The sequence below is a fragment of the Nocardia puris genome, assembly GCF_036051655.1.
GTDB lineage: Bacteria > Actinomycetota > Actinomycetes > Mycobacteriales > Mycobacteriaceae > Nocardia > Nocardia puris.
Map to the genome: position 1 here is coordinate 492,994 of NZ_CP107943.1, position 26,639 is coordinate 519,632.

At 70.1% G+C, this 26,639-nt stretch carries 20 protein-coding genes; 3 read left to right on the forward strand and 17 right to left on the reverse strand.

Translation table 11 applies throughout. The annotated features are described in order from the left end of the window. Nucleotides 1-4: 4 nt before the first annotated feature. The 16 genes from OHB21_RS02225 to OHB21_RS02300 all read right to left on the reverse strand — a co-directional run bounded on the left by OHB21_RS02225 (nt 5) and on the right by OHB21_RS02300 (nt 23,912). A complete protein-coding gene (locus tag OHB21_RS02225; protein WP_067510583.1) occupies nt 5-793 on the reverse strand; it encodes an ABC transporter permease in 789 nt (262 codons plus the stop codon). Next, nucleotides 793-1,530, reverse strand: a complete 738-nt coding sequence (locus OHB21_RS02230) for an ABC transporter ATP-binding protein (protein ID WP_067510585.1) — start codon at nt 1,528-1,530, stop codon at nt 793-795. The genes OHB21_RS02225 and OHB21_RS02230 overlap by 1 nt, the downstream gene beginning before the upstream one ends. Before the next feature lie 107 nt (nt 1,531-1,637). Continuing rightward, nucleotides 1,638-3,278, reverse strand: coding sequence for a long-chain-fatty-acid--CoA ligase (locus OHB21_RS02235; protein WP_067510651.1), 1,641 nt, complete (start codon nt 3,276-3,278; stop codon nt 1,638-1,640). A gap of 108 nt (nt 3,279-3,386) precedes the next feature. Then, a complete protein-coding gene (locus tag OHB21_RS02240) occupies nt 3,387-4,679 on the reverse strand; it encodes a wax ester/triacylglycerol synthase domain-containing protein (RefSeq protein WP_067510587.1) in 1,293 nt (430 codons plus the stop codon). Continuing rightward, complete coding sequence (locus OHB21_RS02245; protein ID WP_195125465.1) at nt 4,676-5,827, reverse strand: acyl-CoA dehydrogenase family protein; 1,152 nt, start codon at nt 5,825-5,827, stop codon at nt 4,676-4,678. The genes OHB21_RS02240 and OHB21_RS02245 overlap by 4 nt, the downstream gene beginning before the upstream one ends. After that, the gene (locus OHB21_RS02250) at nt 5,824-7,230 is read right to left on the reverse strand and encodes a condensation domain-containing protein (RefSeq protein WP_232331785.1); all 1,407 of its coding nucleotides are present in this window, start codon (nt 7,228-7,230) and stop codon (nt 5,824-5,826) included. The genes OHB21_RS02245 and OHB21_RS02250 overlap by 4 nt, the downstream gene beginning before the upstream one ends. 19 nt (nt 7,231-7,249) lie before the next feature. Continuing rightward, nucleotides 7,250-10,744, reverse strand: a complete 3,495-nt coding sequence (locus tag OHB21_RS02255; RefSeq protein ID WP_195125466.1) for a non-ribosomal peptide synthetase — start codon at nt 10,742-10,744, stop codon at nt 7,250-7,252. Between the two features lie 98 nt (nt 10,745-10,842). Next, the gene (locus tag OHB21_RS02260; RefSeq protein ID WP_067510595.1) at nt 10,843-12,297 is read right to left on the reverse strand and encodes a condensation domain-containing protein; all 1,455 of its coding nucleotides are present in this window, start codon (nt 12,295-12,297) and stop codon (nt 10,843-10,845) included. A gap of 367 nt (nt 12,298-12,664) precedes the next feature. Beyond that, nucleotides 12,665-13,147: a hypothetical protein gene (locus OHB21_RS02265; protein ID WP_067510597.1), complete on the reverse strand. Its 483-nt coding sequence runs from the start codon at nt 13,145-13,147 to the stop codon at nt 12,665-12,667. Between the two features lie 398 nt (nt 13,148-13,545). Further along, complete coding sequence (locus OHB21_RS02270; protein WP_267898927.1) at nt 13,546-13,863, reverse strand: acyl carrier protein; 318 nt, start codon at nt 13,861-13,863, stop codon at nt 13,546-13,548. Between the two features lie 18 nt (nt 13,864-13,881). Next, on the reverse strand, nt 13,882-15,195 hold the full coding sequence (locus OHB21_RS02275; RefSeq protein ID WP_067510601.1) for a lysine N(6)-hydroxylase/L-ornithine N(5)-oxygenase family protein: 1,314 nt from the start codon (nt 15,193-15,195) through the stop codon (nt 13,882-13,884). Further along, a complete protein-coding gene (locus OHB21_RS02280; RefSeq protein WP_067510603.1) occupies nt 15,188-16,732 on the reverse strand; it encodes a pyridoxal phosphate-dependent decarboxylase family protein in 1,545 nt (514 codons plus the stop codon). The genes OHB21_RS02275 and OHB21_RS02280 overlap by 8 nt, the downstream gene beginning before the upstream one ends. A 103-nt stretch (nt 16,733-16,835) precedes the next feature. After that, nucleotides 16,836-19,160: a penicillin acylase family protein gene (locus OHB21_RS02285; RefSeq protein WP_067510605.1), complete on the reverse strand. Its 2,325-nt coding sequence runs from the start codon at nt 19,158-19,160 to the stop codon at nt 16,836-16,838. After that, nucleotides 19,157-20,968: an IucA/IucC family protein gene (locus tag OHB21_RS02290; protein WP_195125467.1), complete on the reverse strand. Its 1,812-nt coding sequence runs from the start codon at nt 20,966-20,968 to the stop codon at nt 19,157-19,159. The genes OHB21_RS02285 and OHB21_RS02290 overlap by 4 nt, the downstream gene beginning before the upstream one ends. 12 nt (nt 20,969-20,980) lie before the next feature. Continuing rightward, a complete protein-coding gene (locus tag OHB21_RS02295) occupies nt 20,981-23,122 on the reverse strand; it encodes a GNAT family N-acetyltransferase (RefSeq protein ID WP_195125468.1) in 2,142 nt (713 codons plus the stop codon). Nucleotides 23,123-23,531: 409 nt separating this feature from the next. Beyond that, the gene (locus OHB21_RS02300) at nt 23,532-23,912 is read right to left on the reverse strand and encodes a nuclear transport factor 2 family protein (protein ID WP_067510617.1); all 381 of its coding nucleotides are present in this window, start codon (nt 23,910-23,912) and stop codon (nt 23,532-23,534) included. Nucleotides 23,913-24,002: 90 nt separating this feature from the next. On the opposite strand from OHB21_RS02300, the gene OHB21_RS02305 reads away from it, so the two are divergent. Continuing rightward, the gene (locus tag OHB21_RS02305; RefSeq protein ID WP_195125469.1) at nt 24,003-24,662 is read left to right on the forward strand and encodes a winged helix-turn-helix transcriptional regulator; all 660 of its coding nucleotides are present in this window, start codon (nt 24,003-24,005) and stop codon (nt 24,660-24,662) included. Beyond that, entirely contained in the window at nt 24,646-25,002 is a 357-nt protein-coding gene (locus OHB21_RS02310) for a hypothetical protein (protein WP_147265952.1), read from the forward strand. Before OHB21_RS02305 ends, OHB21_RS02310 begins: the two co-directional genes overlap by 17 nt. 147 nt (nt 25,003-25,149) lie before the next feature. On the opposite strand, the gene OHB21_RS02315 is transcribed toward OHB21_RS02310, so the two are convergent. Further along, nucleotides 25,150-25,773: a hypothetical protein gene (locus OHB21_RS02315; protein ID WP_067510621.1), complete on the reverse strand. Its 624-nt coding sequence runs from the start codon at nt 25,771-25,773 to the stop codon at nt 25,150-25,152. Between the two features lie 472 nt (nt 25,774-26,245). Here OHB21_RS02315 and OHB21_RS02320 point away from each other — a divergent pair, with 472 nt between their 5' ends. Beyond that, nucleotides 26,246-26,401: a hypothetical protein gene (locus OHB21_RS02320; protein ID WP_157115843.1), complete on the forward strand. Its 156-nt coding sequence runs from the start codon at nt 26,246-26,248 to the stop codon at nt 26,399-26,401. Nucleotides 26,402-26,639 lie beyond the last annotated feature (238 nt).

Here is a 26,639-nt window from a genome sequence, read left to right on the forward strand (position 1 = left end):
CGCGCTAGTCGGTCTTCGTATCCCCTGTCGACAACCGCACCGTCCCGATCACGAAGATCGCCAGGCACAGCGCCGCGAAGTAGAGCAGCGAGCCGGTCGGCCCGCCGAACAGGGTCTTGATGGTCGACATCTGGCCCACCCCGAGTTCTCCGTTCTTGAACGGGGACAGCCGCTGGAGCATGATGCCGAGGTCGCCGGGCACGAAGGTGACGAACACTTCGACGCCGAACTTCCACAGCAGCACGATCATGACCACCAGGCCCGGTTTGGGCAGCAGCGCCGAGAGCCCCAGGCCGAGCGCGCAGATCAGCATCGTGAAGATCGGCACGCAGATCAGCAGGCGCACGCCCACCGACGAGAACGCGTCGACCTTGCCCCACACGTCCGGGAACAGGCGCGGGAATCCGCCGACCAGGATGAACGTGGTGAGCAGCGAGGTCACACCGGAGATCGCGCCGAACACGATCAGCTTCGACACCGGCAGCAGCCAGCGCCGCGCCTGGATGCCGAACGCCGTCTCGACCGTCTTGTCCTTGAACTCCGCGCACAGCGACGTGACGCCGCCCGACATCAGGATGAAGGTGGCGAAGATGAGGATCCAGTAGGTGGAGTTATTGGTCTCCATGCCGCCGGAGCCGTTGAACGCCTGCTCCTGGGTGGCCTTCGCGATGCCGAAGTTGATCAGCACCGGGATCAGGATCGCCAGCGGAACCACGGTGTACCAGAACGAGTTCCGCCAGGAGAGCTTCGTGAGCTCGCTGCGCACGGACCGCGCGAGATAGGTGGCGAGCATCAGCGCTCACCCCCGCCCGCGGCGTATTCGACGCTGCCGCGGGTGAGGTCGACGTAGGCCGACTCCAACCGCCGGGGACCGGTCCCCTTGGCCACCAGTTCGTCCTTGCTCGTATCGGACAGCACTTTTCCCTTGCCCATGACGACGATCCGGTCACCCGTGATCTCTACTTCGGTGAGATTGTGCGAGGCCACCAGCAGGCACTTGCCCTCGGCGGCCAGGCCGACGACCAGCTCGCGCAACCAGAGCGTGCCCTCGACGTCGAGACCGTTGGCCGGCTCGTCCAGCACCAGGGTGCGCGGATCACCGAGCAGGGCCGAGGCGATGCCCAGCCGCTGCAACATGCCGTAGGAGAACCTGCCGACCGAGCGGCGCGCGACCGCCGCGAGCCCGACGCGCTCGAGCACCCGACCGACGTTCGCGGCGGGCACACCGCCCAGGCGCGCCTGCCAGAGCAGGTGCTGTTCGGCGGTGTGCTTGGGGTTGCGGGAGAACGCGCCGAGGCTGAACCCGATCTCGCGGATCGTGTCGCGGAACTCCAGCAGCCCCTTGTCGTTGATCGCGATCGCGCCGGAGGTGGGGCGGGTGAGACCGGCGATCATGCGCATGACCGTGGTCTTGCCCGCGCCGTTGGGCCCGAGCAGGTAGGTGATCGAGCCCGCCTCGGCCTCGAAGCTGACATCGTCTACGGCGACGTTCTCACCGAAGCGTTTGGTAACGCCGCGAACGCTGATCATGAAGGAAATCCTGGGTTACGGGTCGGGGTGCCACACCACACGACGGAGCGACGCTCCGTGCGGCAGGTTAGGACAGTCGATCCTAAGCCGAGCGCGATCGCGCGATATCAGGCGGGGATCAGGCTCGCCGCCGAGGACCGGCGCAGCTTGCCCGACGGCGTCTTGGGCAGCGCGCCCTTGTGCACGATCGTGACCACGGCGGGCGCGATGCCCACGTCGGCGTAGACCGCGCGGGCCACTTCCTTGCGGATGCGCTCGCTCTCGTCGGCGTCGGCCGCGAAATCGGATTCGGCGATCACGGCGATGCCCTCGCGCGCCATGCTGGGCAACCGGACGGCCAGCGCCGCGACGCTGCCGGGACGCACACCGGAGACGCCGACCGCCGCGCGCTCCACCACGGTCGGCGAGATGTTGCGGCCCGCGACGATGATGACGTCCTTCTTGCGGCCGGTCACCACCACCTCGCCGGTGCCGTCGACGACGTAGCCGAGGTCGCCGGTGGACAGCCAGCCCTCGGCGTCGAGCGCCGAGACGTACCCCTCGGGGCCGAGGTAGCGCCTGGTGACGGCGTCGCCGCGCACCAGGATGTTGCCCACGCGGTCGGCGGGCAGGGTGTCGCCGTTGTCGTCGGCGATCTTCAGTTCGAGGCCGGGCACCGGGACGCCGAGCCGCAGGAGGGTGCGCGGGCGCGTCACCTCGTCGCGGCGCACGACGCTGTCGGCCTCGGCCGAGTCGGCGTCGATGACGTCCACCGTGTAGCGCTCGGCGGCGGCGGTGAACGACACCGCCAGCGTGGTCTCCGCCATGCCGTAGGCGGGCATCAACGCTTCGGCCTTGAAGCCGAAACGCGAAGCCTCGCCGAGGAATTCGAGCAGCGTGGACTCGTCGATGGCCTCCGCGCCGTTGACCGCGACCCGCATGGTCGACAGGTCGTAGGCCCCGTCGGCGGCGCGGCGCAGGCGGCGGGCGAGCACGGCGTAGGCGAAATTCGGTGCGGCGGTGAATGTTCCACCGAAGCGCGTGATGAGTTCGGCCCAGGAGAGCGGATTCTGGAGGAAGCCGAGCGGGGTGATCATCACCGTGGTGGCCCCGGCGAACAGCGGGGTCATGAAGGTGCCGATCATGCCCATGTCGTGATAGAGCGGCAGCCAGCTGACGACCACGTCGTCGGCGCGGAATCCGGCGGCGGCGACCATGGCCAGCTGGTTCTGGTGCAGGTTCGCGTAGGTGATCGCGACGGCCTTCGGCACGCCGGTGGTGCCGGAGGTGAGCTGCAGGACGGCGACGTCGTCCTCGGCGGTGGGAACGTGCGCCAATTCCTCGGTGCGAGCGGTCAATTCGTCGATCGAGACGAAAGGCACGCCGATATCCACACCCTGCACGGCCTCGGTGAACGGCGCGCCGACCACCACCACGCGGGCGCCCAGCATCTCGATCACCGCGCGCGTATCCGCCACCCAGGTCTCGAGATTCGTGCGCGGGGTGGGCTGATGCAGCATCGTGAAGGCCGCGCCGCGCATCCAGGTGGCCTGGACGGTGACGGCCACGTCACCCGGGGTGCCCGCGAGAATGGCGACGGAATCGCCTGGCTGCACCCCGGCCTCGGCCAGACCGCCCGCGACCCGGCGTGCCGTCGCGCGCACCTGATCCCAGGACCGGAACGTCAGATCCGACGCGTCCACACCGCTCCACAGGCCGTTCACCTCGGAAGCAGGCTGCTCGAAAAGCAACTCGGTAATTCTGCTCATTGGGGTTTCCATCTCTTCCCGCACGGCGCTTCTGCGCAGAGGACACCCCGGCGTCGAATGGGTTGTGTTTCCGGAATTACTTTCCGGGACGCCGGGATGCGGCCGGATTTATTCCGATGTACCTGCTTCGCGAAGCACCCGGTCGAAATGCTCCACAAAGATGTCGGTGTATCCTGCCGGCAGTGCGGCGGGGTCGATCACGATGCCGAACGACGTCTTGTTGCCCAGGATCAGCGCGGTCACCGAGAGCGAATAACCCGCCAGCGGCGACAGCGGCGTCAATTCCGCGATCGGCTTTCCGAGCACGGAACGAATCCGCGAGAATCCGGGATTGATACCGATATGGATATCGGGGCTCATATGCGCCAGGCCGGCGGCCGCGATCGCCCGCCGCACGGCCCACGGCAGGCCGGGCGCGGTGGCGGGAGCGGCCGTCGTGAGTTCCGGGCGGCGCTTGTCGATGGTGGCCAGCTGCGTGCGGCACCGGTCGACGTGGCGGGCCAGGTCGGTCTCGTTGCCCAGCAGGTTGAGCGGCGTGACCACGACCGCGTTGCCGGTGTGGCGGAAGGCCGGATCGTTGGTGACGGGCAGCGTGACCCGGATGACCTCGGCCTGGTTCGACGCGGCGGGCGGCGCGATGCTCACGGTGCGGCCGATCGCGGCCAGCAGGAATTCGTGCACGGTGGCGCCGTTGCGCTTGGCGGCGCGGCGCAGCTCGCGAGTGGACGCGCTGTACAGGGCGTACTCGCGCTTGCCGGACTTGGTGAGCTTGGGCCAGCCGCGGCCCTTGCGGCCCGCCGCCCACTGCTCGTTGAACGCGGCCTTCGCCTCTTTCAGCACCTCCGGCTCGACTTCCGGGCTGCGGAAACGCGGCGTGGTCGCGAATCGCTCGAATTCCGTGAGCTCTTCGGGAGTGCCGTCGGCCAGCAGCGCGGCGAACGCGGCGCCCGCGATGCCGTCGGACACGGCGTGGTGCACGCGCAGCAGGAAGAACTGCGCGCCGTCACCGCGCGGGGTGAACATGGTGATGTGCCACAGCGGTTCGGGCCGGGGCAACGGCGTCTCCAGCAGCGCGGCGACCCGCGCGCGCAGATCGGCCCCGTCCGCGTACTCGACGGCCGTGAGATGCCGTTCCACGTCGACCTTTTCGGCCAGCACCACCTGCGGCTCCCGCCAGCGGCCGTCGCGGATGCCCATGCGGAACAGGTCGAACAGCTCGCTGCGCTCGCGCACTCGCTCGCGCACGTCGGCGACGGACAGGTGCGGGCCGTCGGCCGCCAGCTCCAGCGCCATCGACCAGTGCATCGGACGGCTCTTGGTGTCCAGGTGCAGGTAGGTGTGGTCCGAGGGCGTCAATTCCGTGACGGCGGACGTGGTTTCGGTATTCACCGGGGTGCTCATGACTGTTCCACCTTCGCGAACATCTGCGCGTAGCGCTCGTTGTCGGGCTTCATGGCCGCCGCCACCAGCTCCCACAGCACCTCGTCGGTGCCGCCGCCGACGCGGGCCAGTTTCATATCGCGGTACCAGCGTTCCAGCGGCAGGCCGGTCTGCAGGTAGCCGATGCCGCCGAAGATGTGCAGGCACTCCGAGGCGACCTCCTCGCCCAGGCTCGCGGCGGAAGCTTTCAGCGAGGCGGCCGTGCGCAGGTTGATACGGCCTTCGGCGGCAACGCCTTTCAGTGCGTAGCGCAGCAGGTCGACGCGCGCTTGCAGATCCGCGACGCGCAGGCGCAGGGCCTGGTGGTCGTAGAGGCGCTTGCCGAACTGGACACGGTCGTACATCCGGGCCAGGGTGACGCCGAGCATCACCTCGCAGGCCGCGGCGATCTGGCCCGCCACCGAATAGCGCTCGTGGGCAAGGCCCCAGCTGATCACGGCCAGGCCGGTCGCCGGGCGCGCGATGAGCGCTTCCTCGGGGATCCAGGTATCGATGGTCACCGGGGCGGTGTCCAGCGGACCCGCGCCCAGCTTCTCGTAGGGGGTGCCGACCTGGACCTGTGAGATGGGCACCGCGGCCAGCGCGACGTTGCCCGCATCGCCCGACGAGCCGCTGGTGGCGCTACGGCCGACGACGAAGATGTAGTCCGCGATCGGCGAGAGCGAGACGAACTTCTTGTGCCCCACCACCCGGTAGCCGTCGCCCTCGGGCTCGATCATGGTCCGCGCGTTCTGCAGATCCGAGCCGCCCGACTCCTCGGAGGCGCCGATGCACAGCACCTTCTCCGTGGCGATGGCCTGCTCGGCCAGCTCGCGCAGGAAGTCGTTGCGCCCGAAGCGGCGCAGGATCGCGATGGCCGAATCGTGCAGGCTCACACCGACGCCGATGGCCGCCGAGCCGAGCGCGCCCAGCTGGTGGGCCAGCGCGAAGTGGTGCCCGAGATCGGTGAGCTTGCGGTCCTCCCACTTGCGCGCGAAAACCCCGGCGGCGCCGAGATGTTCGAGCAGTGCGCGCGGGAACTTCTTGTCCAGCTCGGCCTGTTCGGTCCAGGCGACCACGCGGTCGTCGAACGCCTTGGCGAGCACGTCGTCGTAGGAAGTGTCTGTCACTGGTGAGCCCTCTGATCCGGCCGGTCCGCCGACGCGTTCGCGAGGACCCGGTCGAGTTCCTCGTGGATGCGCGCGACGGACTGCTCGTCGAAAAGATCGACCTGATAGGCGATCTGCACATCGGTGTGGTCGGCGTGCAGGAACGCCTCCACGGTCAAAGGGAGCAGGGCGTAGCCCTTCTCCGCGAGTTCCCAGGTGGTGGTGCAGCCGGGCAGCTGGGGTCCGTCGATCTTCTGTTCGAGGAACAGCACCAGCGATTCGTACGGCCGCGCGCCACCCTGGACGCGCCGCGCCGCCTCGGCGATGTGGTCGTAGGGGTGGTTCCGGTGGCCGAACGCGGTGTCGGTGACGGCGCGCACGTGGGCGACCAGATCGGCGAAGGAGTCGGTGTCGGCGCCCACGCGCAACGCGATCGCGTTGCTGAAATTGCCGATCAGCGAACCCATTCCGGATTCCTCGCGGTTGGCGACCGCGGTGCCGATGACGATGTCGCGCTGACCGGTGAGCTGCCGCAGGGTGCGGTAGTACGCGGCGAGGAACACCGAGAACGCCGGCGTGCGCAGCGCGGTGCTCAGCGCGCGCAGGTTCTTGTCGGCCGCCGCGCTCAGCGTGCGATCCGAGCGGGCGCCGCGTTCGGAGACCGTGGCGGGCTGCCGGTCGTAAGGCAGGCGCAGCGGTTCGACGCCCTCGAATTGCCGCTCCCAGAAACGGATGTCGTCGGCGTGGTCGCGGTCGGCGAACCGATTCTGTTCCCACTCCGCGAAATCCGCGATCTGCAACGACAGCGGCGTGAAGTCGAGTTCGGAGCCCGGCGCTTCTTTCGCGCGCACGTAGGCGCTCTCCAGATCGCGAGAGAGGACGGGCAGCGTCATGCCGTCCCAGGCGATGTGCTGCAACGCCATCACCACGGCCGTCCTGGGCTGTCCCGCGTCGTCGGGCGGCAATTCCACGAAGGTCAACCGCAGCGAGGACTCGGTCACCAAGTCGAACGGTTCGGTGCCCGCGGCGGCCATCACCGCGCGCAAGCGCGCGTCGGCGTCGGCTTCGCCGCGCAGGTCCAGCGCGGTCACGCGCGGCGGAAGGTCGTCGTGGATGCGCTGATACGGCGTGCCGTCGGCGTCGGCGTGATAGGTCGTGCGCAGCACCTCATGCTTGCGGACCAGCGCGAGGAAGGCGCGCCGCAGCGCGTCCTCGTCCACCGCACCGGTGAAAGTGAAAGCGAGGCAGAGGTTGTGGGCCGAGCTGTCCGGCGCCTGGACCTGGTACGCCCACACGGCGCGCTGCGCGAACGACAGCGGCGCCCGGCCCGGATCGCGCCGGGCCGTGACGCCCGGCGCGGCCGCGATGCCGGCATCGCTGAGCCGGGCCCGCATCGCGGCCTGAAGGTCCTCTAGTGACGGCACTGGTTCGTTCCTTGCCCGATCAGGCTCGCGCCGCGGCCAGGTCGGCCGACGGATCGGGAACTCCGGCGACCTCCAACAGGATTCGCGCCACCTGGGTGAGCTGGCCGGGCACCTCCTCGCGCTCGACGAGCCGGGCCGCGAAGCCCCGCACCGTCTTCGCGCTGAACACGTCGGTCACGCCCACGCCGTCGATGGCGAGCAGGCCGCGCACGTTCGCGACGAACGTGGTGGCCAGGATCGAGTTGGCGCCCGCGTCGAAGAAGTCGGTGGTCACCCCGATCCGGTCGATGCCGAGCACCTGGGCGGCGATGTAGGCGATCGCCGCCTCCAGCGCGGTCTCCGGCGCCACGTACTCGGCGACGGTGCGGCCCTCGGCTTCCCGCTCCAGCACCGCGCGGATGGCGGCGCGGTCGATCTTGCCGTTGCTGGTGAGCGGCACCTGCTCCAGGAAGTGCAGCACGTCGGGCACCATGTACTCCGGCAGCAGTTCGGCCAGGGCGGCGGCCACCGCGACGGTGTCGACCACCCGGCCCGCCTCGGCGCCGACCACGGCCAGGCTCAGCCGTCCGGCGACGACCGCCGCCACCGCCTCGCCGACCTCGGGCCGGGTCTTGGCCGCGGCCTCCACCTCACCCAGTTCGACGCGGTAGCCGCGGATCTTCACCTGGTGGTCGGCGCGACCGAGGAAGTCGATGGTGCCGCCCGGCAGGTAGCGGGCCAGATCGCCGGTGCGGTACCAGCGGGTGCCCTGCGCGGTGACGAACCGGTCGGCGGTGCGCTCGGGATCGCCGCGGTAGCCGTCGGCCACGCTGACGCCGCCGATCCACAGCTCGCCGGTGACCCAGTCGGGGGCGTCCTCGCCGCGCTCGTTCACCACGCGGCAGCGCACGCCCGAGAGCGGGCGCCCGTACGGCACGGCGGTCCACTCGGCGGGGAACTCGTCGGTGACCTCGTACACGGTGGAGTGGATCGCGGTCTCGGTGGTGCCGCCCAGACCGGCGAAGCGCAGTCCGGGGACCCGGGCCCGCATGCGGGCGGCCATGCCCGCGTCCACGCGGTCGCCGCCGGTGATCACCACCCGCAGGCTGCGCAGCTGGTCGGCCGAGGCCGCGTCGAGCAGCATGCCGATCAGGCCGGGCGCGCAGTTGAGCACCGAAATCCGGTGCGCCGCCACGAGTTCGGCCCAGGCGGCGGCGTCGCGCACCTTGTCGGCGTCGATGCAGACCAGCGCGCCGCCGAGTGCGAGCGGGCTGAACATGTCGAACACCGAGAGGTCGAACTCCAGCGCCGAGAGGCCGATGGTGCGGTCCTCGGCGGTCAGGCCGAATTCCTCGGCGATGGCGTCGAGGGTGTTGGCGGCCGCGCGATGGCTGACCTCTACACCCTTGGGTTCACCGGTGGAACCGGAGGTGAACAGCACGTAGGCCAGCGCGTCGGGATCGGGCACCACGGCCTGGTCGGCGCGCGGACCGCTGATCGACTCCTCGAAGACGATCCGCGAGATGCCTTCGGGCACCTCGACATCCGCGCCGGTGACCACGGCGCGCACCAGGCCGCGGGAGAGGATGCGGTCGCGGCGCGCGACCGGCTGATCGGTGCCGACCGGCAGGTACACCGCGCCCGCGGCGAGCACGCCGAGCACCGAGATCACCTGGCGGTGGCCCTTGGGCACGATCACGGCGACGGTGTCGCCGGTGTTCACACCCGCGGTGATCAGCGAATTCGCCAGCGAGAGCGCCTGTTCGGCGACCGCGCCGTAGGTCAGTTCCTCGCCCTGCGAGGTTACGAGCGCGACGCGCTCGGGGTGCCGGGCCGCGCGCTCGAAGAACTCCGCGTGCAAGGTGCGCGGCGCGATGGACGCCGAGGTGGTCTCGGCGGCCTCCCGCGCGGCGCGCTGCTCGGCGGGCAACGCAATGGACAGCGGGGCATTCCAGTCGGCCTCGGGCGCCAGCAGGCTGTCGAGCAGGGCACGGAACTCGGCGAACATCGACGCCATGACGCCCGCGGGCAGCGCGTCGCGGCGGGTGTCCCAGTTCACCAGCAGTCCGCCGCCGACCTCGGCCACCTGGGCGTCCAGATCGACCTGCGGGCCCTGCGACAGAATCCACACCGGGCTGCCGAACAGGCGCGTCACGCGTTCGGAGAACAGCTCGCCCAGGCCCAGGCCGGAGGTGAACACCACCGACGGCGTGACCGCCGACCCGCGCAGCTTGCCCAGATCGCGCAGCACGTCCAGGCCCTCGTAGGTGGCGTGCGCGGCGCAGCTGTGCAGTTCGCGCTGGAGGCGGCGGGCGCGCGCGACCAGCGATTCGCTCGCGCGGGCGTCGACGTCGACCAGCACCGAGTTGGTGAAATCGCCGACCACCTGGTCGATCTCGTCGTGCACCGGCTCCCGGTTGAACAGCGGCAGGTTCAGCAGGAAGCGCTGGCGCGCCGACCAGCGCGCGATCACCTCGGAGAACACCGAGGCCAGCGTCACCGCCGGGGTGAGGCCGTGGCCGTGGGCCAGCGCGTACAGGCGGGTCTTGTCCTCGGGCTCGAGCCGGTGGTGGAAGCGCACGCTGCGCGACGGGTCGGCGCGGCGGGCCTCCGCGATGGTCGGCAGTTCGGCGGTCTCGGGCAGGCTCGGCAACTTCTCGGTCCACCACCGCCGGGCGGCCTCGTGCTCGTCGGCCGGGATCCGGTCGCCGCGCTCGGCCAGGTACTGCCGGAAGCTGTAGCCGACCGGCGGCAGGGCGCCGTCGGATTCGTAGGCGGCGGCCAGGTCGTCCAGGATGCGCCGGTAGCTCATGGCGTCAGCGGCGAGCATGTCGACGTCCAGGTGCAGGCGGTGCTTGCCCTCGGGCAGCAGGGTGAGCACGAACTCGACCACCCGGCCCGCGGCCACGTCGAGGAGCTGGTGGCTCATGCGGTCGCGCATGGTCTCGAGTTCGGCGTCGGCGTCGGCGGCCTCGCGCAGGTCCACCACGCGGAAGAAGGACTCCGGCGGCTGGGCCAGGATGCGCTGTTTGCCCGCCTCGCCGAAGGCGGAGCGCAGCTGGTCGTGGCGCGAAACAACCTGCGCGACGGCGCGTTCCAGGCGATCGGGATCGGCGCCCGCGCCGTCGAACTCGACGTACAGGTGCGCCGCCACGCCACCGAGGGCCTGCCCGGACTGACGTCCGACCCAGTAGGCGTGCTGCATGGTGGCCAGCGCGAATTCCTCGTCCTCGGCCTCGGCGGCAGGGTCGGCAGGGTCGGATTCGGCCGGAGCCGGGGCCGGGGACGGGGACGGAGCGGACTCGGCGGGCGCGGAGCCCGCGCCCAGCAGGGCGGCCCACGCCTCGATCGTCGGCTCCAGCGCCAGCTGCGAACTCTGCACCCGGTAGCCCTGGCGACGCCACGTGCCGGACAGTTTCATCAGCAGCATGGAGTGCAGGCCCAGGCGGACCAGATCGTCACTGTCGCCAATGGAATCACCGGGAACACCCAGCAAGGCCGCGACATCAGCACGTAGCTGGTCTTTCGAAAACACGTGACTCCTCGGATCAAAACCTGATACTTAGGCTAGGCTTGCCTAGCCTAACATGCTGAAACCTGGGGCCCGGCACGGCCGGGCAGCCCCGCGACGACTCAGGCGCTCGCCGCCGCACGGACATCCCCGAACAGGTCCCGCAGCGGCCGGTCCAGCGCCGCGGGCACCCGCACGACGAGGTCGGTCACCACCGCCGCGGCGCGGCGCGCGTAGGCGTCGTCCAGGACGTCGGTCCGGTACTCGACCTCGAGGCGCACCTGGTCGTCCTCGGTGATCTCGAACGCCAGCGCCAGCGGGTAGTGCACGACGCCCTTGAAGACGGTCTCGCAGCTCACCCGCGCGCCCTCCGGGATCGGCACACCGCGCAGCGGGGTGTTCTTCACCAGCGCCATCACCTCGGCCACCGGGAAGCGCCCGCCGCCGCCGCGCAGCGCGGTGAGGATCGGCCCGTAGTCGACCGAGGAGAACTCCATCGCGCCGTAGACCGTCGACACCGCTTCGCGCAGCGCGTCTTTCGTGCTCGCCGCCGGATCGAAGGTGAAGCGCATCGGCACCACGTTGCCGCAGTAGCCGACCTTGTCGGCCGCCTCGCCGGGCTGCCGGTTGTCGGCGGGCACCAGCAGCACATAGTCGTCGGCGCCGGTCAGCGCGGCGATGCTCAGCGCGGACACGACGATGAACAGCGCGTTGGGCGTCGCGCCGATCTCGCGGGCGACGCCGGCCAGCGCGGTGACCCCGGCCCGCTCGATCGGGTGGGTGAGGTAGGCGCCGGGCCCCTCCCCCATCACCGAGAACCAGCTCTCCTCTGGAGTGGTGGTGGGCAGCTCGCCCGAGAGCGGATAGCGAATGCCTTCGGCCGCCCAGGTGCGCACCGCGTGCTGCACCGCGCGGTCCAGCGTGGCGACCGGGCGCGGCGGGGCCTGGGGCGCGGGGGCCTCGGCCGCGCCGGGGCGCGCCACCAGCTTGCTGAGGATCGGGGGCAGCGCGGTCTCGTCACCGGCCAGGTGGTGCAGCACGAGAACCATGGACACGCCGCCGTTCTCGCCCGCGTAGGCCCGCGCGCGGATCGGCGGGTCCTCCCGCAGCCGGAACGACGCCGTCGACAGCGCCACGGCGGCGGCCCGCACGATCTCCTCGAACGACCGGCCCTCGGTGTTCGGTTCGGACTCGGGCATCGAGCCCCACTCCCACACCCGGCCCGGCACGACCCAGCGCCCGTCCCAGCGCCTCGGCTCGCGCCGCGCCACGCCGTCGTCGCCGACGGTGACGACCGAGCTGAGCACCTCCGAGGCGTTCACCAGCCGCTCATAGGCGGCGACGACCTCGTCGAGGGTGTAGGAGTCGTCGAACTCCAGCAGCACGCCGTAGTTGTGCGAGATGGAATCGGGGTCCAGCTCGTAGATCTTCCACATCCGGCGCTCGGCGATGCCCATGCCGCCGTCCGACTGCTCCGGGCGCGCCCGCTCGGCGGTCGCGCCCCGGCCGGCCGCGAGGCCCGCGTCGGCGAGCCGCTGCCGCATCAGCTCGCGCTGCGCGTCGGTCAGTACGTTCATGCTTCTCCTAGCCGTGGAGGGTGGGGGCCGGTCGTACCGGCCGCCGGACGGCGGCACGGTCGACGACCCACGCCGAGGGCCGTTCGGCGGTCTCCGAATCCGGTCGTCCACGGGCGGGGTCCGCCCTGCGCGCGGATCGTGATCGCGGGTCGGCGCACCCGGAAGTTAGGGTGCACTAACCGCACCCGTCGAGCATAGACCATCCCGACCGGGGAGCAAGAGGCTCGAGTGTGAGGAAAAACCCGCCGCGACCGCCGGAACGACGATCGGGTGGCCCGCACACCCGTGGAGGCGTGCGAACCACCCGATCGGAGAGAACCGGTGACCGCGGTCGAGATTCACTTCCGGCCGCGGGCCGTGGGTCGGCTCAGTAGTCGAACTGCGGGTTGCCCGCGCAGGCGACGTTCTCGCAGAACTTCTTGAAGTCGAACTTCCACAGACCGCCCTCGCGCTGCAGGTAGAAGGTCGCCGAGGTGGCCGGGAAGCCGGCGATCAGGCCCTCGCCCACCACGCTGAGCGAGTCGCCGTTGATATTGACCGGCCCGACGGCACGGCCCTGGATGGAGAAGAAGTCGTAGGCCTGGCTGAACGACATGTTCTGCTCGACGATCGGACGGGCCTTCTCACCGCCGAGGGTGACCGCCACCTTGTCGTTGATGGAGACGTTGGGGTTGTAGAACGCGGCGTACATCCGCTCGAGCTGCTGCAGCGAGGGGACATCGTCGCGGATGTAGAGATCGGCGGCCTTCGCATCGCGGATCAGCACGTCCGCCGAGGCGGGCTGGGCCACGCCCAGGCCGAGCAGGGCGGCCAGAATCGAAACGACAGCGACCTTGATGAGTTTTGACATGGCAACCTTCATTGACCAGTAGAAACAGAACCGGCCGGGGACGAGGTCCGCCACCTGGCGACCACCCGCGACATCCGCCGAGCCCGCCCGTGCGAGCTACCGGGGAGCGAACTCGTCGAGATCACCCGCACCCGGTAGCCGCGTAAGTTAGGCCAGTCAATCCTAATTAGCCGCGCTTCGGTGATCAAGCCTCAGGTCCGCCCGGCCTCCGGTATGTAAGGGCTCTCACAAGCACGGCGTCGACCGCATGGCGGTGCCCGGCGAATTCCCGCGAGCCCCGGCCCCGGCCCCGCGAATTACGTTGTCAGGCAAACTCGATTCGCAAGACTCGGGCACGCGGGTGCCGACGCGACGACGCCGATGTCACTGTCGCGACATCGGCATCGGGTCCGGCGGAACTACCCGGTGACGGTCGCCTTCGCGCGGATGAGGTCTTCCAGATCACCCACCGAAGCGGCCTCCGACATCTCCTTCTCGGTCAGCTGCACGCCGAGCCGCTCCTCGATGGCGACCACGCCGATGGCGAAGGCCACCGAGTCGATGCCCAGGTCCTCGACGAGCAGCGAGGACCGGGAGACGTCGGTGAGCGAGAGGTCGAGGTCTTCTTCCAGGATGCTGTTCAGCGCGTCGCGAATGTGGTCGTCGGACATAGGTACTCCTTGTTGTCTGCTGCCGGGACTGGCCCGGCAGGTGCACCACCGGAGGTGCGTGGTCACGGGTGAGCGGGCTGCGCTCTACTTGACGATCTCCTCGTCCGTCACGCCGAAGCTGGTGAAGGCCGTGTTGCGCGGCAACCGGTACACCTCGCGGCCGAGCACGGAGTTGAGGATCTTGGCGTTGCGGACCGCGCCGATGTCGAGGTTCGGCGCCGAGACGCCGACGGCGTGCGCCTCGGCGTTGGCCACGAAGATCCGGCCGGACAGCGCCTCGTCGGCGGCCACGGCGTGATTCGCCTCGACCACCGGGCGCCCGCGCGAATCCCGGCGCAGCCGGTCGGCGACCGGGGCCAGGAAGTCGGTCTTGCGCGGCCGGTAGCCGGTGGCCGCGATGACGAGATCCGCGGTGTGCGCGAGGCGCGCGCCGGTGTCGAGGTGCTTGCCGCGGATGCGCAGCCTGCCGTCACCGAGGGTGTCGAGGCCCTCGACCGCGACGCCGTTGCGCAGTTGCACCGGCGGGAGCTTCTCCAGCAGCTGACGGCGGTAGAGCAGGTCGTGCAGCCGCTCCAGGGTGTCGGAGGAGATGCCCTTGTGGAACTGCCAGTGGCCCGCGCGCACCCGGTCGCGGGTCTCCTCCGGCAGGCTGTGGAAGTAGTCCATGTACGCGGGCGTGGTCATCTCCAGCGACAGCTTGGTGAAGTCCAGCGGCGCGAACCACGGCGTGCGGGTCCACCACCGCACGGCCGGGCCGCCGCGCAGGTTCGCCTCGAGCAGGTCGATGACGATCTCCGCGCCCGACTGGCCGGACCCGATGACGGTGACCGCGTCGGCGCGGTGCGCGGCCTCCTGCTGGAACAGGTACTGCGAGCTGTGCACCAGCGCGGGCGAGTCGGTGGACAGCGCCGCCGGGATCGCGGGCTCGGTGCCCACACCCACCACGACGTGGCCGGCGTGGATCACCGACGCCTCGCCGCCGCTGGTCACCGACACCTCGAAGTGCCCGGCGGCCTCGTCCCACCGGACCGCCTCGACGGTCGTGGAGAACCGCAGCGAGGTGAGCTTGCCGACCGCCCACAGCAGGTACGCCTCGTACTCGCGCCGGGTCGGGAAGAAGTCCTCGCGCACCAGGAACGGGTACAGGCGGTCGACGTCGGCCAGGTAGGCCAGGAACGACATCGGATGCGTCGGGTCCACCAGCGAGACCAGGTCGGACAGGAAGCTGACCTGGAGCTTGGCCTCGTCGAACATCAGGCCGGGGTGCCAGCGGAACTCCTCGACCGAGTCGACCACCAACACCTCGACGTCCTCGACCGTCGAGGCCATGGCCGCCAGGCCGATATTGAACGGGCCGCACCCGATCGCCAGGATGTCGACCTTCTGGACTTCACTCATGGATCTTCACCATCTCGTCGCGCTCGGTGTTCAGGCCTTCGGACTCCACTTCCAGGCCCACGCGCAGCAGTTCGTCGAACAGCGAATCGATATCTTGCTCACTGGATTCGGGGTTGAGCAAGGTGAGCTTCAGGCAGGTGCGCGGTTCACCCTCGCCGTGGATGCGCACCTGGGTGCGTCCGATCAGGGCCTTGCCGGAGCTGATCAGGCGGCGGCGCAGTTCGGCGTTCACCTGGTCCAGGTCCAGGTCCTCGCAGCGGTAGCGGAACACCACCGTGGTCATGGTGACCGGCGCGACCAGCTCCAGCTGGAGCTCGGTGCCGATGCGGCGCTCGGCGAAGCGGGCCAGCTCGTGGCAGGTGTCGAGCATCTCGCCCAGGCCCTCGCGGCCGTAGGCCAGGAAGGTCGCGGCCACTTTCAGCACGTCGGGGCGGCGGGTGGTCTGCAAGGTCTGGCCGAGCAGGCCGCCGAAACCGGCCTCCACGTCGTCGTCGGGGTTCAGGTAGGCGACCGAGCGGCTCAGCGAGGCGAAGCGCTCCTGGTCGGCGAGCAGCAGCACGCTGGCGGCGGCGGGCTGCCAGCCGACCTTGTGCAGGTCCAGGGTGACCGAGTCGGCGCGCTCGATGCCCGTCAGCAGTCCGGCCAGGTTGTCGGAGAACAGCGAACCGAAGCCGTAGGCGGCGTCGACGTGGAACCACACATTGTGCCGGGCGGTGATCTCGGCGATCTCGGGCAGCGGGTCGACCGAGCCGAAGTCGGTGGTGCCCGCGGTCGCGACCACCGCGACGGGGGTGTGGCTCTCGGCGAGCTCGGTGAGGATCTGCTCGAGGGCCTCCGGGATCATCCGGTGCTCGGAGTCGACCGGCACCGGGATCGCCGCCGCCTCACCCAGGCCCAGCGCGGCGCACGCGCGGTGCACCGAGAAGTGCGCCACCCGCGAGCAGAGCACCACGGGCCGGGGCAGGGCGCTCACGCCGTTCTGCCGGATGTCGATGCCGAGCTGCGCGGCGCTGTAGTCGCGGGCGATCAGCATCGCCAGCAGGTTCGAGTAGGACCCGCCCGGCCCGAACACGCCGCCGGCGGACTCGGGCAGGCCGGCCAGCCGGGCCAGCGCGCTGACGGCCCACTTCTCGATGGCCAGGGTTGCGGGGCCGGAGTCATAGGTGTCCAGCGAGGCGTTGGTGGCGCTGGCGAGCGCGTCGGCCACCACGGCCACGGTCAGCGGCGGCGGCTGCAAATGCGCCGCGCACAGCGTGTGGGTCAGGTCCAGGCCGTAGGCGGCGATCAGATCGGCCAGGCGCGCCAGCGCGGCCGGTTCGCCGAGACCGCTGTCCGGGATGCGCTCGGGCCCCAGCGCCTCCGCGACCACGGTGAGCACCTCGGCGGGATCGCCGGGCGGCAGCGGCGCCCTGTGGTGGCGATGGTCGGAGACCGCGGCGGCCAGCTGCGCCAGTCCGCTGCCTGCGGCCGTCCAGCCGTCGCCCGGGTCGGCGAACTTGGATGGCCTTCCCCAGGGGGAGGTGGATTCATGTGACACGGAAAGCCCCACTATTACGTCGGATTGCATCGAGAACGAACTTGTTTCGGCCGAGGTGGTCGGCCCGCGGCGATCGGGCGTGGCTACCCCGGCGTCGAGACCGTCACGTCTCTCCTCGCGCCGGGTCGTGCGCGGATCCCGTGCGAGCGAGCCGGTAGCCCGCGGACCCGGAGGCCCGCTCGAAAACCGCACGGGGGTGGCCGGATTCGCGCAGGCGCGCCCAGTCGCTCACGAGGGGCACGAGTTCCCCGCGCGCCCACCGCGGCGCCTGGTCCTGGAACCAGGGCGAGCGCGGATCGCCACTGACGCCCAGCGGCACGATCCAGCGGCTCGCGTCGCGGTCGGCCAGATCCCAGACGTAGCGGGCGGCCGAACCCAGGCTGCACGCGTGCGAGAACCCGACGGCGCTGCCGTTCGCGAAGACGCATTCGGCGTCACCGCCCAGCGGCAGCCGGTCCGGCCGGATCCGCGCGGACAGCTCGGGCAGCTTCGGCGAGAGGCCGGCCAGATCCAGGCCGTGCAGCGGAGTGAGCACGTGGACGCTGCCCCAGGTCGGGACCGTCTCCTGCTCGGCGAGGTGCGCGGCGACCGCCTCGAGGGCCTCGGTGAGCAGCCGCTCGATGTCCACGCCGACTTCGGGCGCCAGGCGCAGCACCGAATCCAGCGCCGCGGCCAGGCGCGTCTCCACCACGAACCACGGGTTGAGCACCGGCGAGAACAGGTGCGGCTCGGACAGGCCCGCGAGCGCTTCGTGGCGGGCGATGGCGCGGACCAGGCGGGTGCGCACCTCGGCGAACGCGTACGCGTCGGTGCTGTCGGCCCGCATCTCGCCGTGCCAGGCGAGCAGCGCGCGGCGCAGTTCCTCGGCGGCCGGGCTCAGGCCGGTGAGCGCGGGCAGCCGCCCGACGAGCACGTCGGCCTGTTCGTTGGCGACGTCGCCGTGGATGCGCTCGCACGCGTCCACGGTGACGGCGGAATCGGCGTCGAGCAGCGCGCCGATCCGCGCGCCGCGCGCGGCGGCCGCGCATTCGGTGGTGACCGGTTGCAGCGGAAGCGAATCGGGGATGCGCTGGTTGGCGATCACCGAGTAGCCCGGCACGCTCGCGTCGAACCCGTCGTCGTGCACCGACGGCGTGACGTAACCGCGCCACCGGTAGCGCGCGTCCCAGCCCGGCACTGGCAGCCAGTAGTTCTCGTGCGCCCGCACCGGGATCTTGCCGACCACGTGGTGGGTCACCCGGCCGCTGGTGTCGCCGATGACGATCCGGTTGACCGGTTCGACCCACCCCGCCATGGCCTGCTCGACATCGCCCACCGTCTTGGCGAACAGCACGTCCAGCGCGGCGTCGAAGGTGACCTCGGGGTCGTTCAGCATGGGCGAGCGCAGGCTCACCGCGAACGCGGCCTCCGGCCCGCCGAACAGCACGGGGCCGTTGCCGGTGACGACGATCTCGAGCTCGACCGGGTCCCCGTCGCGCACCAGGATCCGCTCGCGCCGGACCTCTGCGGGGCCCACGCCCTCGGCCGATTCGACGAGCACGCCGTCGCCCGAGCGGGTCAACCGTTCGACGTAGAGGTCCTGATAGTCGGCCATCGCGTTGGTGATGCCCCAGGCGACCGTGCCCGCGTGGCAGAAGTGCGGCACCCCGGCCACGCCCGCGAAGGAGAAGCCGACCACGTCGAATTCGGGGCAGGCCAGGTGGATCTGCTGGTAGATGCCGGGCAGCTCCAGGAAGCGGTGCGGGTCGCCCGCGATCAGCGGCGCACCGGTCGCGGTGCGCGCCGACGCGACGCCCCACGCGTTGCTGCCCGACAGCGGTTCGCCGAACGATTCGCCGGGCGTCTCGGTGCCCGTCCCGGTGAACTGGGCCAGCAGGTCGGTGAGGAACGCGTCGTCGGGGTAGTCGGGCACGGTCGGCAGCGCGACGTCGACGCCTTCGCAGTCGAACTGGCGCAGCGCGTCGGGGCCGAGCGCGCGGGCGGCGTGCAGCCGCCACAGCTTCGTGGTGAAACGCCCGAAGAGGATGTGGTGCAACAGGAACACCGAGATCGGGGTCCACGGTTGCCACGGCGTCGGGCGGTGCCCGAACTCGGTCAGCTCGAGCGCGTCGGCGGTCTCCACCGTGGCGCTGACCCCCTCGGCGAAGGCGGCCAGCAATCGCCGCGTGCGCTCCGAGGACGCGTCGTGGACGCGGCGGGCGGCGCGGTCCAGCTGCGCGCGGCGGACGAACTCGTCCCAGCCCACGCCGTCGACGCCGAACACCTCGGCGGTGCGTCCCTCGGCCCGCAGGCGCAGGAACTCCAGCTGCCAGGCGCGGTCGACGCCGCTCGCGTACCCCTGCCCGAACAGCGCGCCCTCGGCCGAATCCGCGACGATGTGCGGGACGCCCTGGGCGTCCCGGATGACCTCCAGTCCGGCGGTGGTCACGAGACCGCCACCTCCTCGGCGCGCGCCCGCTCGGGCGCGGGGCGATGGGCCGCGATCGGATTCACCAGTTCGTGGTCGGCGTCGACCAAGGTCGAGTAGGAGTCACCGAGGTTCACCATGCGCCGGTTGTTGGACAGCTGAAGGCGATTCATGTGAATGGCTTTGAAGGTCGGCGCGAACAGGTCCCATTTCCGGAATTTTTCCGACATATCGGGGTGCTGCTCCTGGAATTCCACGACGGCGCGCGCGACGACCGACCAGAAGTCGGCGTCGGCGAGCAATCCGCGCGCGTGCAGGATCAGCGCGAGGTGGCGCAGGTAATCGTCGAACACGTCCGAGAGCACGCCCATGTTGCGGATCTCGTCGGCCTCTTCGGTCACCGCGCGGCGGCAGGTGTCCGGAATGCCGTCCGGCGCGGCGAAAATGGAGACCTCTTCGCCGATGTCCTTCAGGATGCCGCGCACCGGGACGCCGCCGTCGAGCACCAGGATCAGATTCTCGCCGTGCGGGGAGAATTTGAACTCGTACTTGTACAGCAGGTACATGATCGGCTGGAGATAGCAGCGCAGATAACGGGCCAGCCATTCCCCGGCGGGCAGGCCCGAGCGGCGGATGATCGCCTCGACCAGCGGCGTGCCGAGATGGTCGACGTGCAGCAGCGCCGCCATCGTGGTGAGCTGCTCGTGCTCGGCCACACGCGGCACCGGGCTCTCGCGCCACAGCGCCGAGAGCAGCTTGCGGTACTCCGAACCCGGCTGGGTGAGGGCGTTGTAGGTGGTGCTGCGGTAGCCGATCGCCGCGACCTCGTAGATCAGCTCGAAGCCCAGCGACTTCAGGTACGGGTCCCCGCTCACCTGGCTGCGGACCCAGTCGTTGATCAGCGGGGTGGTGCGCATGTAGTCGGCCGACATGCCCCGGGTGAAGCCCATGTTCACGATCGACAGCGCCATCTTCACGTAGTGGCGGGCCGGATTCGACACGTTGAACAGGGTCCGGATGGACTGCTGCGGCTGGTACAGGTCCGGCGCGTCGCCGACCTTCACGATCTTGCGCTCGGCGATGTCGACGGCGTAGATGCGCGCGATCTTGTGCACCCACTGCCACGGGTGCACCGGCATGTAGTAGTAGGCCGCCGGGTCCAGGCCGCGTTCGGTGAGCACGGCGTCGAAACCGGCGAGCGTGTCCGCGCCCAGTTCGCCGCGCACCAGGCTGTCGTAGTCGACGCCCGACACGGCGGCGAACTCGGTGTTCTCGCGCAAGGCCGCCACCCAGGTGAGCGGGAACCGCCCGCCCGATTCGGGGGCGTAGCGCTCCACGTCGTCGGCGCTGAAACCGAGCCGCCCGGCGTTGGCGACGATGCAGGGGTGACCCTCGGTCATCGTGCGCTCGATCGTCTGGAAATCGGCTTCGGCCAGTTCGGCCGCCGCGATCCGCCGCGCGTCCGGGCGGTTGGTGCTGATGGTCAGGGTGTTGGTGAATTCCTCGAGATATTCCGGCAGCGACTCCGCCGGAATGCCCAGGGAGCCCGCGAGATCGACGATCAGGGCGAGGGAGTCGACGCGCAGTTCCACACCGTCGCGGATCCGCCGCAGCGACGATTCATCGATGCTCCAGCTGTCCAGCGCGAGGATCTCGGCGCGGAATCGGTACTCGGTGCGGCCGTCGTCGGAGTACACCACGAACAGGCCGGGCGACAGTTCGGCGGGATGCACGAAACGCTCGTGGCAGAACTCGGACAGGATCTTCTTCGCGATTCTGGCGTTGTAGATCTGCCAGAACGAACGGGCGTTGGCCTCGGTACTACTCAAAACGCTGCCTTCTCAGGAATCGGAACGCTGATCGACGGTTGCGAGCGAGCGCCCGTTGTCCGTCACGCGAATGAAATTCGCGCGGGTGCAGTAGCTGAGTCGAGCCACCTTGTCCGCCACCGGGTAGTCCCCGGCGACCACGAAGCCGACGGCGGCGTTGAGCGCCTGCACGTCCAGGTTGCGCACATCCGGTTCGACCACGACGCGCTCGGCGCCGAGTTCGAAGAACGCGGTCCGCATGATGTGCAGCATCACGTTCCCGGTGAAAGCCGGGAGCCGTCGATCGGTGCTGGCGACCAGCAGGTGCATGCCGATGTCACCCGGCTCGTGCACGTACCCGGTGCCCGGTTCGGCCAGGTCACTGGTCGCGGGGTTGTAGAGCTCGAAGAGGAACTGCGGTTCGCCTTCGAAGTACCCGATGCGCATGCCGAAGCGCGGGTCCGGATCGGCGCCCGCCTCCCGGATCAGCTCCTGGACGTCGGCCACACTGCTGTTGAGCATGCCCCAGTAGGCCGACTTCGGGTGGTTCAGCCAGCCGTGGGCCACCACGGCGTCGCGGTCGACATCCATCGGCCGGGACTCGAAGTGGTACACCGGCGCCGTCACGCTCTGCGGACCGGGCGCGGGGGTGTTCCATTCGCCCGCCACGAGCAGGTCCAGCAGGCGCACGTAGTAGTCGAACATCGACCGCGCGGTCTTGGGCGCCAGGTCGGGCGTGCGCACGCCCCAGTTGACCAGCAAACCGCCGGACACCTCGACGACCTTCGCGTCGAGCAGCATCTGCGGGGCCTGCGAGACGATCCAGGACGGCTCTCCCAGCACCTCGGCCACCACCGGCGAGAACAGTTCGCCGAGCCCGAGCGCGCTGGTGAACACCACCGGCGACACCACCCGTTCGCCGAGTTCGCGCAGCACATCCAGGCCACCGGCGGTGCCGCGACCGGCCGCCTCGTGCATGGCGGCGCGCATCCCGCTCGCGCGCTCGGCCAGCGGCTGCTCCTCGGCGAGGTCCACGTCCACCACGATCGTGGAGGTGAAGGTGCCGACGACCTCGTCCACGTCGGGGGTCACCGCGTCGCGGTCGAACAGCGGCACCGTGAGGTGGAAGCGGCTGCTGGCCGAGAACGCGCCCACCGCCTCGGCGAACGCGGCCGCCATCGCGGCGGCGGGCGTCACGCCGCGCCGGCGGGCGCCCTCTTCCAGGCGCTGCCGGGCGTCGGCGTCGATCAGGTGGTGCAGGCGCAGGATCGCGGGCGCGGCGTCGGCGGCCGCTGCGTTCACGGGAAGTTCGGGCGGGCCGGGCAGATCGGCGATCCGGGCCTTCCACCAGGCCACATCGGCCTCGCGCGCACGGCGTTCGGCCGAGAGCGCCGGGAAGGTGACGCCCAGCTCCGGCAGGTGCTCGCCCAGGTAGAGCCGGGCCAGGTCGTCCACCAGCACGCGGTAGCTCATGGCGTCGGCGGCGGTCATGTCGACGGCCAGATGGACCCGTCCGCGACCTTCGGGCAACAAGGTCAGCTCGGCGCGCAGCACGGCGCTGTCCTCGACCGGCAGGCTGCGGTCGGTGCCCCGCTGACGGCGCTCTTCGAGGGCCTCGGCGACCGCCGTGGGCGACTGTTCGCGCAGATCGTGCACACTCACCGCACCGGCTTCGGCGACCTGGGTGCTGTCGTGCGGCGGGCGGACGCGCAGCATCGGGTGGCGCTCCAGCAGCGCGGTCACGGCCGCGCGGAAACGCTCGGGATCGAGGGCCGGGCCGTCGAATTCGACGTAGAGGTGGGCCGCGCCGCCACCCAGACCGTGATCGCGGGAGCGTCCGGTCCAATAGGCGTGCTGGGTGGTCGCGACCGGGAACGCGGCGGCCAGGTCGGCGTCGTCGAATTCGACTGCGGCGGCGTCGCTTTCGGCGATCCGGCGCTCGGCCAGCAGCGCCGCCCAGGCGGCGAGGGTCGGCGCGGCCGACAGGCGCGCCAGATCGATGTCGTAACCGAGGCTGCGCCAACGGCCCACCAGCCGCATCATGCGCAGCGAGTCCAGGCCCTGTCCGATCAGGTCGCCCTCGGGGTCCACGGCGTCGGGCGCAATCCCCAGGACCGCACCGATGTCCGCCCGGAGGTCAATCTCCGTACTCGCCTCGGGACGAGTAACCACCATCAGAACGCCTCTCGCAGATCAGGACCATCACCTGATTAGTGCACCCTAAAAAATTAGGGTGCACTAACTGGCCATCCGAGCATAGCCAATCGCGACTACGGGACAAGCGCGCTGCGCTGTGACAAACAACCGCCGCTCTCGAATTGAGCCTCAGGCAAGCTTAGGCTACACTAACCAGCCGGTCACCCGGGACCGCTCCGCGCGGGAATACCGGAACCGCCGAAAGGAACAACCGCCGCTCGCGCCCGGCATCCCGGTCGTTCAGCCGGCGCTCATCGAGGTTTGCCCCGTGCCGATCCGCCACCCAGCGGCGTCGTGCCGGCGGGCCCAGAACTCGGCGAATCGGCCCGACGCGGCCAGCGGATCCCGGACCGTTCCGTCCTCCACGATGCGCCTGCCTTCCAGAAAGTCAGGCGCCACCCTTGGCCAAATAGTCGGCCGGGTCGTACTGAAGGCGCAGCCGCGCGATCCGGCCGCCCTCGAAAGTGAAGAACTCGGCGAGGCGGGTCGGGCCGCCCGGCATGTGCGCGTCGTAGAGGGTCGCGGCGCCGTCGTGGGTGAGGACTTCCTGGAGCAGGTCGATCCTCTCGACGTTCGCGATGAATCCCTTCACTCCTCGCAGGAACGGCTCCACACCCGCCACCGTCCCGGCGATCGGTCCCTCGAAGACGAGGTCACCGATGAGCAACGGCGCGAGTTGCGCACCGTCGCCGTACTTTTCGATGCCGCCCGTCAGGACGTCGTAGTAGTCCCGCAACACCTCGGGTGCGTGCTCGCTGACAACAGCCATGACCTTCTCCTCGGATCTCGCCGTTCGGTTGATAGTTTAGAATTTAAACCTATTGGTAGATTTTCTCAACCAACTTGCTAGACTCGGAGGGTGCGTTCGTACAACCAGTACTGCTCGATGGCCCGCGCCCTGGACCTGGTCGGGGACCGGTGGACCCTGTTGATCGTGCGGGAACTGCTCACTCAGGGCCCGTGCCGTTTCGCCGATCTGCGGCGCGGCCTGCCCGGCATCGCCAGCAATCTGCTCGCCGACCGGCTCCGCGAGATGGAGGCGACCGGTCTGCTCGTGCGCACCGAGGAACCGCCGCCGGTCGCGGCGACGCTGATCCGCCTCACCGCGCGCGGCCGGGACCTGGGCGGCGTGGTCGGCGAGCTGACCAGGTGGGGCGCGCCGCTCATGGCCGCTCCGCCCGAGGACGACGAGTTCCGGGTGCACTGGTTCGCCCTGCCGCTACGCCATTTCGCCCGCGACGGGGCCCCGGACGAACCCCCGGTCACGGTCCGGCTGGGCGATCTGTCCGACGGGTGCGATGTCCTCGCGGGCGGCGGCCGCGTCGACGTGCGCCCCTGCTCGACCGACCGGCAGCCCGACGCCACCGTCACCGCCCCGCCGCAGGTATTGATCCGGCTGTTCACCGGGCAGATCTCGGTGCGCAAGGCCCAGGCCGAAGGGCTGACGGTCAGCGGTTCCGTCGACGCGCTCGAACGCGTCCTACCCGAGAGAGGTGAACGCCGTGCCCGCCCGAGATGACGTGCCCCATGTCGATTTGCTGGACCGGATCGCCGCGGACTTCGCGGACGATCCGGAAGTCGCCACCGGCACCATGTTCCGCAGCCCCGGCCTGCGCGTCGGTGGAAAGATCTTCGCGTTCCTGGGATTCGAGGGCGAACTCATCGCCAAGCTTCCCCGCGAGCGCACGGAGGAACTGGTGGCATCCGGCGTCGCCCGTCGCGTGGTGATGGGCAAACGCACCATGCGCGAATGGATCGAGTTCCCGCCCCGCCCCGACCGCGACGCGACCCTGGCGCTCTGGCGCGATATCGCGCGCGAGGCGCATCGGTACGTGGACGAGTTGCGCCGCGCGGGGTGAGAGGGAGTGCGCTGCTAACCGCGAACCGCGAACCTCGAACCTCGAAAGAGCATCCCCCCTCGTCGATTGCTTGTGCCCGAGGGGCTCTCGGCACCGGCATCGTCGCCCCGACCGGCCGACCGCATGACCGGCCGACCGCCCCGATCCTCAGCGGCGAGTCGTCCGAGCGCCGAGTTCACCGACGGCCATCACCACGCCGCCGATCGCGAAGACCACGAAACCGCTGGTGAAGTCCTGGTGCGAGCTCTGGGTGGAGATCGCGGCGAACCCTATGAACCAGCCGACTGCGGCGATGAAACCGCCTACCCAAAGGCAGGCTTTGGTCCACATCGGGGCCGCGCTGAAATCGTCGGGATGCGGGGCGCCGTTCGTGGTGATGGTCGTGACCGTGTTGTCGCGGCCGACATTGGTACCCGAACCGATGACGAGCTGCCCGAAGGTGTTCTGCCCTTCGATCGTGACCTGGCCGGTCAATTCGTCCAGCCGGGTGCGCAATTCGGAGATGTCACGGGCGAAATCCGGATCGTCCTCGGCCGCTTCCTCGAGCGCCGCGGCGACCCGCGCCCGCGCGCTGACGCTGTCGGTGTTGCGCGCGAGGTCGGCGACCGCCCGGCCCCCGAGCTTCGCGGTGACCAGTTCGGTGAGCGCGCCGAACGCCCGATCCAGATTCTCGTCCACCCACCGGGATCCCGCTCCCCCGAGCGCCGCCGCGAGATACCCGGCGATCGCTGCCGCGTCGAACATGCCCACCTCCAGGGGCCGCACCGGCAAAAGATACTCCTCACATCGCGGGGACCCGCGCGCCCGTTTCAGGAACTGAGCAACGCTAATTGGTTTGGCGCCGAGGCGGATTCACCGGCGCTCGGCAGCGGCGTCCGAGCGATGCGGGGGCGATCACGCGCGGACGTGGCATGGTCGCCCGGCAGCGGCGGCCGAGCGGGTGCCGGCGATCACGCGCGGGCGTCGCACGGTCGCCGGCCGCCGGTCCGCCCCGCGCCGGGCTGCCGTACGCGCGCGGGCGGTGGGTCCGCGTGAGATTTGCCGGGCCCAACCGCACGCGGACGTGTACTGTGGTTCTCGGCAACTCACGAAAGATTGATACCGACCGTCGCGAATTCGAGCCGCCTGCCACCCCCGAAACCCGAACGGTACGGCCGCGTCCAGCCCGTCGAGCACCCGCTCCGGCCGTGGACGCCCCCCGCGCTCACGAACGAATGCTCTAAGGAACAAAAGGAGTATCGAGATGAACGACAGTCAGCCGAGCCTTTTCAGCCACGTGCCCGCTGCCGCCGAGCAATACCCCACCCCCGCCGCGGACATCGACTTCCGCCCCACCTTCAGCAGCCCCAACCGCCCGCGCACCACGCGCGAGTCGACGGACGGGGAACTCGGCCGCTGAACCCGGAGGTCGCTCCGCAGGTGAAAACCCCTGCGTAAGGACAACACCGGCGCGGTTCTCGTCACCTTGTTGAGTCATGCTCGCTCTCGGGCGGTTTCGGTCCGTATGCCGTGGTCAGGCCGTCGGCCAAGGAGCGATCTACGGCGTCGGCGTACCCGTCGATGAGCGCCCGAACGTCGCCGTCCGACGGGCCGCGCGCGAGCCGACCGGCAACTCGGCCACCGAACGGCGGTAATCG

Excerpts from the sequence above, each read along its gene's own strand:
- OHB21_RS02225 (WP_067510583.1), bottom strand. The coding sequence starts at position 793 with ATGCTCGCCACCTATCTCGCGCGGTCCGTGCGCAGCGAGCTCACGAAG.
- OHB21_RS02230 (WP_067510585.1), bottom strand. The coding sequence starts at position 1,530 with ATGATCAGCGTTCGCGGCGTTACCAAACGCTTCGGTGAGAACGTCGCC.
- OHB21_RS02235 (WP_067510651.1), bottom strand. The coding sequence starts at position 3,278 with ATGAGCAGAATTACCGAGTTGCTTTTCGAGCAGCCTGCTTCCGAGGTG.
- OHB21_RS02240 (WP_067510587.1), bottom strand. The coding sequence starts at position 4,679 with ATGAGCACCCCGGTGAATACCGAAACCACGTCCGCCGTCACGGAATTG.
- OHB21_RS02260 (WP_067510595.1), bottom strand. The coding sequence starts at position 12,297 with ATGAACGTACTGACCGACGCGCAGCGCGAGCTGATGCGGCAGCGGCTC.
- OHB21_RS02265 (WP_067510597.1), bottom strand. The coding sequence starts at position 13,147 with ATGTCAAAACTCATCAAGGTCGCTGTCGTTTCGATTCTGGCCGCCCTG.
- OHB21_RS02275 (WP_067510601.1), bottom strand. The coding sequence starts at position 15,195 with ATGAGTGAAGTCCAGAAGGTCGACATCCTGGCGATCGGGTGCGGCCCG.
- OHB21_RS02295 (WP_195125468.1), bottom strand. The coding sequence starts at position 23,122 with ATGGTGGTTACTCGTCCCGAGGCGAGTACGGAGATTGACCTCCGGGCG.
- OHB21_RS02300 (WP_067510617.1), bottom strand. The coding sequence starts at position 23,912 with ATGGCTGTTGTCAGCGAGCACGCACCCGAGGTGTTGCGGGACTACTAC.
- OHB21_RS02320 (WP_157115843.1), top strand. The coding sequence starts at position 26,246 with ATGAACGACAGTCAGCCGAGCCTTTTCAGCCACGTGCCCGCTGCCGCC.